Source organism: uncultured Rhodoblastus sp. (assembly GCF_903903185.1).
Lineage (GTDB): Bacteria > Pseudomonadota > Alphaproteobacteria > Rhizobiales > Beijerinckiaceae > Rhodoblastus.
This window is the reverse complement of sequence record NZ_CAIUXT010000139.1, coordinates 1-3,925: the sequence shown is the minus strand read 5'-3', so window position 1 is coordinate 3,925 and position 3,925 is coordinate 1. Positions and strand designations below refer to the sequence as shown.

The following is a 3,925-nucleotide window of genomic DNA, read 5'->3' as shown; positions in this document are numbered from 1 at the left end:
GCGATTGTGCGGCTCATGCCCAGGCTTCGCGCCACCTGGACGCGAGTTCTCGCGTTTCTCCTTCTTGTCGGTAGACGGAGGCTTGGACGAAGTGCGCGACGTCTTGTCCGGTCGTTGAAGCTGGATCACCAGCTCAATCAACTCGTCCTTGCTCAGACGCTGCAAATCAGTGCGATCCATGCGCTCATGGATTCAGAGATTGGAGTCCATGGCAAGGGCGACCCGGAATTCAGAGGCCTCGCCCCGATCCGAGCGCCAAAAATGGGGGTGGGTAATTACGGTTCCTGAATTTCGATGTCGCGTCCGCCGCATGTCGGGCAGACCATGAGCGCCGCGACCTTGTCGATGGTCGTCGCCGGCGGAAAAAAGGTGATCGGTGGCTGCCATTCGTCGCCGCATCGCAGACAGGACGCATTCACGGCGTCGATGACTTGCTCCGTCAGATCAGCGACGGTGACTTCGGCGTGGCGGCGCCCGCGCATTATGGTCCCTTAATAAGCTTGGTCGCGGTGTCGGCGCGTAGTCGCGCCGACCGCTTTCGAATTTGGAATCGCACGCGGTCCCAGTGTTCCGGCGTCCGCTTCGCGTCGATGACCTTATGCAGCCGAAGTTCAAGGGCGCGATCTCTTGCTACCCAATAGGCCGAGTTACCGTGCTCGGCGATCAACTCGGCCACGTCCGCGTCGATTCGAGCCTGCAATTCCTTTCGTCGCCGCCACCATCCGAGCATGATCGTTCCCCAAGCGGTAGACTGCGGCATGCTGTGCCTTCGTTCAAGATTGCAGCAATTTATTTCGCCAGGCCATCTTGCCGCGCGCCCTTCGCAATTAGTCGGATGATCGGCCCTGGATAGCCGGGGAAGATGCCGGTGAACCGCCCTGTGTTTGCGGGAGGCCGCCTTTGTCAAAATCACGCCGCCAAGTCGGGTTGCCCAAGCTTCGGCCGCCGGAGGCCTTGGTGAAATCCACCGGACCTTGTTCATAATAGGCTTTCGGCACGACGTAGTCCCAAATTTCGCCTGATATTTCCGATCGTTCCGCCGTGGAGTAACCCGAGACAAGGCCCTAGGCGACGTCCGCCTTGCGAATGATCATTAAAGGTTTCGCTTGCCGACACGCGGCATACCTTGAACGGCTGTGCCAGCTCCGTGAAATTACGGGACTGGCTTTATCGTCAAAATATTTCTAAAGGGGGCGCGCGCCGTTCCCATTGCCGAAGGCGCGCCTGCGGAGCGTTTTCAAGCGAAATGGGTTCCGGATCGCATGAAGAAAACGCGTTAAAACAAAAGCCAGCGCCCGGATCCGATTTTAACGGGTCAAAAATGGGCTCTGAATAGCACGGAGCCAAAATGCAGTTTTGGAGCGCGGTTGCGCAAGGCCTGAACCCCTATACGCCCGGCGAACAGCCGCGCATCGAAGGCCTGGTCAAACTCAACACCAACGAATGTCCTCTGCCGCCGTCTCCGCTGGCCCTGGCGGCCATGCGCGACGCGGTCAACGACTCCTTGCGGCTCTATCCCGACCCGGAATCCATCGCCCTGCGGCAAACGCTGGCCACCTATCACGGCCTCGGCGTAGAGAATATTTTCGTCGGCAATAGTTCCGACGAGGTTCTGGCCCACACGTTTCCGGCGCTGCTCAAGCATGACGAGCCGCTACTGTTTCCCGACGTGACCTATAGTTTCTATCCGGTCTGGGCGAAGCTTTTCGGTATCGCTAGCGAAACCGTCGCGCTCGACGACAAAATGCGCATCGTCACCGGCGCTTATCGCCGCAGTTCAGCCGGCGCCATCATCATCGCCAACCCCAATGCGCCGACGGGCGTGGCGCTCGGACGCGACGCCATCGCGCGACTCGTCGAAGAAAACGCCGACATTCCCGTGGTGGTGGACGAAGCCTATGTCGATTTCGGCGGCGAAACCTCGATTCCGCTGATCACCGATCATCCCAATCTTCTAGTGGTGCGCACTTTTTCCAAATCGCGCGCCCTGGCGGGCCTTCGGGTCGGCTATGCGCTCGGCTCGGCCTCGCTGATCGAGGCTTTGTCCCGAGTAAAAAACTGTTTCAATTCCTATCCGGTCGGCAGCATCGCCCAAGCCGGCGCCATCGCTTCGGTCGAGGATGAGGCCTATTTCCAGGCGAGCCTGAAAACCATTGTCGCGGAACGCGAGAACATGATCGCGCAATTGCGCGAACTCGGTTTCTCGGTTCTGCCGTCGCGCGCCAATTTCATCTTCGCGCGCCATCAAAACGCAAGGGGCGGCGAGTTGGCGCAGGCCCTGCGCGACCGCGCCGTGTTGGTGCGCCATTTTAATCTGCCGCGCATTGACGATTATCTGCGCATTACCGTGGGGAAGGCGGAGCAGACGGTAAAACTGGTCGCGGCATTGAAAGATGCTCTTACAGTCAAAAATTAGTGCGCCGCGACGGTTTCTGGCTTCGCGAATGCAATTCCACATGCCGTAGCTTCATTCCGGTCATTTTGAAAAACAAAGCCGATTCCGGCTGCTTCTAGAGTGGCTCTCATTGCTCCGAGATTGCGCCCAATCGGAATGGGTCGACCGGCCTCGAAGTCTCGAACCATCGATATTGAAACATCTGCTGCAAAGGCAAGGTCATCCTGCGACCAGTTTAGCCACCCTCTGGCGGCGCGGCATTGTTCAGGTGTCATGGGCCAAGCCTAATCGCGACTGGCATATCCGGCAATGCCGGCGCAAAGCCCATGGAAACGCCCTCCAGTGCGCGACATTCTGCGACCTTAGAGCCGACGGCCGTGTTTGACTGCAACGACGTCAAATCGGGCGTGATCCACCTGTCTGAATTTGATCGATCAAATTCAGCATTTCCTGAAGTTTGCCCTTCGCGTCCTCCAGCTTCTTGGCCGCAACGAGATCACCACGTCCGCAAAGCATCAGAACGGTCTCGAGAACCTGATCGGAGCATCTGCAAAGGACGATCAAAAATTCTCCGCTGGGTCCATTTCTTCCGTCGTACCAGTTTTTCGCGGCGCGCTCATTCGCGTTGGTCAGTGCGGCAATGGATTTGACGGCACTGCTGTTCCCGTCGAACTCACGGTGCAAAGCCTCCGAAATCGCCACGGCGAAACCCGCCGCGCCCAGCCGAGTGGCGCCGTCTCGCGGAAAACTATTTCCAAAATTGGACTGAACTTTTCGGTCCTTCTTTGTAGGCGACATTCTTGTTTCCCCGTCGCAAATTTTAAATGATCAGGAAAAGCAATCCAGCGGACATCTGGGCCTGGTCAAAGCGGCAGCCCGCAGCTTTGACGAAGAAACTCAGATCATCACCGCGAGCAGACGGACAAACAACGTGCGAGCAGCGCAATATGTCCGAATGTCGACCGAGCATCAGAAGTACTCGACTGAGAACCAGTCGGAGGCTATCGCCCGGTATGCGTCCCAGCGAAACATTTCAATCGTGAGAACGTATGCAGATGAAGGTAAAAGCGGTCTAAAGCTGGATGGTCGCGAAGCCTTGCGTAGACTTATAAATGACGTCGAAAGCGGCCGTGCGGATTTCGCTCATATTCTTGTTTATGATGTCAGTCGTTGGGGACGATTTCAAAATGCCGATGAATCGGCATATCTCGAATATCTATGTACGCGCGCCGGGATAAAGGTCCATTATTGCGCCGAGCAATTTGAAAATGACGGCAGCATCGCTGCGACAGTCATCAAGAGCATGAAACGTGCAATGGCCGGCGAATACAGTCGTGAACTGTCCGCCAAGGTCTTTGCCGGACAATGCAGGCTGATTTCGCTTGGCTTTAGCCCGGATAATTCACGGCGTGTGATTTTTGGGCTGGCGGGCATAGCTTAAGGCCATGATAAGGCGTAGGATTCGGGTGTCTAAGCCAACCCTTCACACGTTTCACGCCAGCCACGCCCGCCATGATCGACAATACGATT

Annotated in this window: 5 protein-coding genes and 2 pseudogenes; 2 read left to right on the top strand and 5 right to left on the bottom strand. The window is 57.0% G+C overall.

Annotation, left to right across the window (positions count from 1 at the left end; all coding sequences use genetic code 11):
* From QZY01_RS12865 to QZY01_RS12855, 3 genes and pseudogenes are all read right to left on the bottom strand, one after another.
* Window positions 1–180, bottom strand: a pseudogene (locus tag QZY01_RS12865) (IS66 family transposase); the annotation flags it as partial.
* A 95-nt stretch (window positions 181–275) separates the two neighbouring features.
* Window positions 276–482, bottom strand: a complete 207-nt coding sequence (locus tag QZY01_RS12860; RefSeq protein ID WP_294537704.1) for a hypothetical protein — start codon at window positions 480–482, stop codon at window positions 276–278.
* On the bottom strand, window positions 482–760 hold the full coding sequence (locus QZY01_RS12855; RefSeq protein ID WP_294537703.1) for a hypothetical protein: 279 nt from the start codon (window positions 758–760) through the stop codon (window positions 482–484). Before QZY01_RS12855 ends, QZY01_RS12860 begins: the two co-directional genes overlap by 1 nt.
* Window positions 761–1,348: 588 nt before the next feature.
* Here QZY01_RS12855 and hisC point away from each other — a divergent pair.
* Entirely contained in the window at window positions 1,349–2,416 is a 1,068-nt protein-coding gene (gene hisC, locus QZY01_RS12850; RefSeq protein ID WP_294537702.1) for a histidinol-phosphate transaminase, read from the top strand.
* Here hisC and QZY01_RS12845 read toward each other — a convergent pair.
* Both QZY01_RS12845 and QZY01_RS12840 read right to left on the bottom strand, forming a co-directional pair.
* The gene (locus tag QZY01_RS12845) at window positions 2,413–2,670 is read right to left on the bottom strand and encodes a helix-turn-helix domain-containing protein (RefSeq protein ID WP_294537701.1); all 258 of its coding nucleotides are present in this window, start codon (window positions 2,668–2,670) and stop codon (window positions 2,413–2,415) included. The two genes, hisC and QZY01_RS12845, sit on opposite strands and share 4 nt — an antisense overlap.
* Before the next feature lie 121 nt (window positions 2,671–2,791).
* Window positions 2,792–3,193, bottom strand: a complete 402-nt coding sequence (locus QZY01_RS12840) for a hypothetical protein (RefSeq protein ID WP_294537700.1) — start codon at window positions 3,191–3,193, stop codon at window positions 2,792–2,794.
* A 133-nt stretch (window positions 3,194–3,326) separates the two neighbouring features.
* Here QZY01_RS12840 and QZY01_RS12835 point away from each other — a divergent pair.
* Window positions 3,327–3,785: pseudogene (locus tag QZY01_RS12835) on the top strand (recombinase family protein); the annotation flags it as partial.
* Window positions 3,786–3,925 lie beyond the last annotated feature (140 nt).